At 47.0% G+C, this 3545-nt stretch carries 3 protein-coding genes; 1 reads left to right on the plus strand and 2 read right to left on the minus strand.

Annotation, left to right across the window (positions count from 1 at the left end; all coding sequences use genetic code 11):
• Positions 1-371: 371 nt before the first annotated feature.
• Positions 372-1322: a hypothetical protein gene (locus tag VIM72_RS23780; protein ID WP_332005315.1), complete on the plus strand. Its 951-nt coding sequence runs from the start codon at positions 372-374 to the stop codon at positions 1320-1322.
• A 3-nt stretch (positions 1323-1325) separates the two neighbouring features.
• On the opposite strand, the gene VIM72_RS23785 is transcribed toward VIM72_RS23780, so the two are convergent.
• Both VIM72_RS23785 and VIM72_RS23790 read right to left on the minus strand, forming a co-directional pair.
• On the minus strand, positions 1326-2225 hold the full coding sequence (locus tag VIM72_RS23785; RefSeq protein WP_332005316.1) for an SDR family oxidoreductase: 900 nt from the start codon (positions 2223-2225) through the stop codon (positions 1326-1328).
• A 110-nt stretch (positions 2226-2335) separates the two neighbouring features.
• Positions 2336-3545, minus strand: a 1210-nt coding sequence (locus tag VIM72_RS23790; protein WP_332005317.1) for a prolyl oligopeptidase family serine peptidase, incomplete at its 5' end; no start/stop codon positions are given.

Here is a 3545-nt window from a genome sequence, read left to right on the forward strand (position 1 = left end):
GCCGGCGCCTCCTACGACATAGGCAAAAATTTCGGTGTATGGGTAAATGCAAATAACCTGTTCAACACACATTACCAGCGGTATTACCTCTATCCTACTTATGGGTTCAATATTGTGGGTGGCGTGATGATCAAATTCTAACGAGGATTTTGTCTGACTCAGGATTATGATGATTATAATGATTAACAGGATATTTTTTTAAGCGAATGTTGTCTGACTCAGGATTATGATGATTACAATGATTACATATTTTTTTAAAAATTTTAAATGCGCTAAATTTAAAAATCTAAAAGAAAAGTAATCATTGTAATCATCATAATCCTGAGTCAGACAAAATCCGCTTTAATCATTCGCACTAAAAACTGCTCTACTTGATACTTCAGCAATACATCCAGGAAGTGCTGTTCAAACAGCGGGTTTGCGTGGTTCCACAGCTGGGAACGTTTTCTGTGCAGCATTTTCCTGCGCATTACAACCCGCAATCACAAACGCTTACTGCGCCGCGTGAACAGGTAATGTTTACCCAGCAATGGCAGGATGATGGTTCCTGTGTGGAATGGATAGCGCTTAAAGAAAACCTGGTACCGGCCGTAGCACAACGGAAACTGGAAAAATACCTGGAAGAGCTAAAGGCAGATCTTCAATCCGGGAAACCGGTGGTATTACCAGGCATAGGCCAGCTCCAGGGCGATTTCGCCGGCAACATTCACTTCCATGCAGAAGAGCTGCCTATAGAAAAGGAAGCGCTGGATATCAGGCCCATTGAACGTACCACAGATCACCGCAGCACAGGTACAACACCTGCTTTTGTTCCGTCGCCTCCGTCGGAAGCGCTGGAGCCTATTATGACAGAAGAAGTGGAAGATACGCTGGAAGCCGTAACAGAAGAAAGCGGTTTTAAATGGTGGTGGGCAGCTGTTCCCATTGCCGCTATTATAATAGGATTGGCCGCCTGGTGGTATTTATCCGGCATATCCAAAGCAGTGCGTGAGTCTGAAACACTTCCCGATAACAATGCTGCCACCCGGCAACAACTGGCTGCTGCCGCAGCAGATTCCCTGCAAAAGGCACTGGCCGATTCTACTGCAAAGGCAGCCATTACGCCTATTACTTATTATGCGGTAGTGGAAAGATATAAAGATAGCAGCGCTGCTGCAAAAATGCAGAGATTGCAGGCAACCTGGGGGAAAACACTGGTGCTCTATAAACGCGACAGTATGTTCAGAACCGCAGTGGAACTGCATTCACTGGCAGCAGATACCCTCGCCCAACGGGATAGTGTAAGGAACATATTCGGTAAAAAAGTATTTCTTGAATTCTAGCCGTCAGGCTTTTATTTCACCCGCTACAATCTCCAGTCCTTCCGCAAAAGTGCGGGGCTGATACCCAAGTTCTTTGGCCGCCTTGTCTATTATCAACCCTGTTTTGGCAGGGCGGGCCGCAGGTTGTGCCAGCGTTTTGGCGCTGATCTTTTCTACGAGGGAAGTATCCAGTTTAAAGTATTCAGCCGTTTGAATGGCCATATCATAGGGAGTGAGAATTTCATTTCCGGAGATATTGAAGAAGCCGGTGGCTTTCTTATCTGCAATCAGTAAACAACCTTTCGCCAGGTCGTGGCACAAGGTAGGCGTACGCCATTGATCATCCACCACTTTTACTTTTTTGCCCTGCTGCAAATTATTTTTTACCCAGGTGATCATATTATTACGGTGCGGATCTGCCACCACGCCATACACCAGCACGGTGCGCACAATGGCCCATTGCAGTTTGCTGTTGATCACCAGCCGCTCTGCAGCTACTTTACTGGTACCATAATAATTAATGGGATTCACGGTAGCGTCTTCACTGTAAGGGCCCTGGAGGCCATCGAACACAAAATCTGTTGACAGGAAAATAAAAAAGGCGTTACAGCTTTCTGCGGCATGTACCAGGTAGCGGGTAGCCCCTACATTGGTGTCCCAGCAGGCGTCTTTATTCTTTTCGCAGTCATCTACCTGCGACATGGCGCCGCCATGAATAATGATATCCGGCTGATGCTTTTCCACCAGCTGTTTCACACTGCCGGCATCGCGCAGGTTTACGGCCTCATAAGTGTATTTATCCCGCAGGGGAAAACGATTAGGGCCTCTGCCTGTGGCTATCACATCATATTTTCCATCTTGCAGAAAAAGGGGGATCAGATGTTGTCCCAATAATCCGTTACTACCAGTTATAAGTACCTTCATAAAGCCATGTTCAATACGCTATTTCTAAAGATAAGAAAAAAAAGCTTTTAGCTGTTCACCAAAATGCGTGGCATTTCAATAACAGCTAAAAGCTGATCTGTATACAAACTTTACTTGTGCATGCCCAGGTTATACATGGTAAATGCCCAGATATCCGCCGCTTCATCAATCATTTTGGAAGTAGGCTTACCGGCGCCGTGGCCTGCCTGTGTTTCAATACGGATGAGGGTGGGGTTGGGTCCGGCATTATCGGCCTGCAGGGTAGCGGCAAACTTAAAGGAGTGTGCCGGCACCACGCGGTCGTCGTGATCAGCGGTAGTGATCAGCGTTGCCGGGTAAGCGGTGCCGGGTTTCAGGTTATGCAGCGGTGAATACTTCACCAAGTATTTAAACTGCTCTGCATTATCGCTGCTGCCATATTCCACTGCCCAGGCCCAGCCGATGGTGAATTTCTGGAAACGCAGCATATCCATTACGCCTACTGCGGGCAATGCCACTTTAAACAGTTCCGGGCGTTGCGTCATACAGGCGCCTACCAGTAAGCCACCGTTGGAACCGCCACGGATCGCTATTTTGCCGGGATTGGTATATTTTGCCTTCACCAGGTACTCTGCTGCACCGATAAAATCGTTGAATACATTCTGCTTCTTCTCCATCATGCCTGCTTTGTGCCAGGCTTCCCCGTATTCGCTGCCGCCTCGCAGCGATACAACTGCGTATATGCCTCCCTGTTCCATGAAGTAGAGATTGGAAACACTGAAGGAAGGCGTTACTGCAATATTGAATCCGCCATAGCCGTAAAGCAGCACAGGGTTGTTGCCATTCAGCCGGATGCCTTTCTTATAAGACAGGAATACCGGTACGCTTTCTCCATCGGCGCTCTTAAAGAATACCTGTTTGGTTTCATACTGTGCAGGATTGAATTTTACTTCCGCCTTATTATATAAGGTAGAAATACCGGTAGCTACCTCATATTTATATACCTCCGGCGGGGTAATGAAAGAAGTGTAGGTGTAGAAGAATTCCTTGTCTTCTTTTTTACTGCCGAAGCCACCCGCTGTTCCCAGACCTGGCAGTTTTACTTCGTGTTCCAGCTTACCTTTATAATCATACTGATAAACCCGGGTAGAAGCGTCTTTCAGGTAGGAAAGGAATAATTTGCCGCCGGCAAGGCCCACACCCTGGAGCGCCTCTTTCTTTTCAGGCACAATTACTTTCCAGTTGGCTTCAGCCGGATTAGCGGGGTCGATCAGCACAATTTTATAATTAGGTGCATTGTGATTGGTACGCACCAGTAATTTATCACCATCATTATCTATT

It is taken from the genome of Chitinophaga sp. (assembly GCF_036569185.1).
Taxonomy (GTDB): Bacteria; Bacteroidota; Bacteroidia; order Chitinophagales; family Chitinophagaceae; genus Chitinophaga.

Coding starts and splice junctions, on each gene's coding strand:
- VIM72_RS23785 (WP_332005316.1), bottom strand. CDS start 2,225: ATGAAGGTACTTATAACTGGTAGTAACGGATTATTGGGACAACATCTG.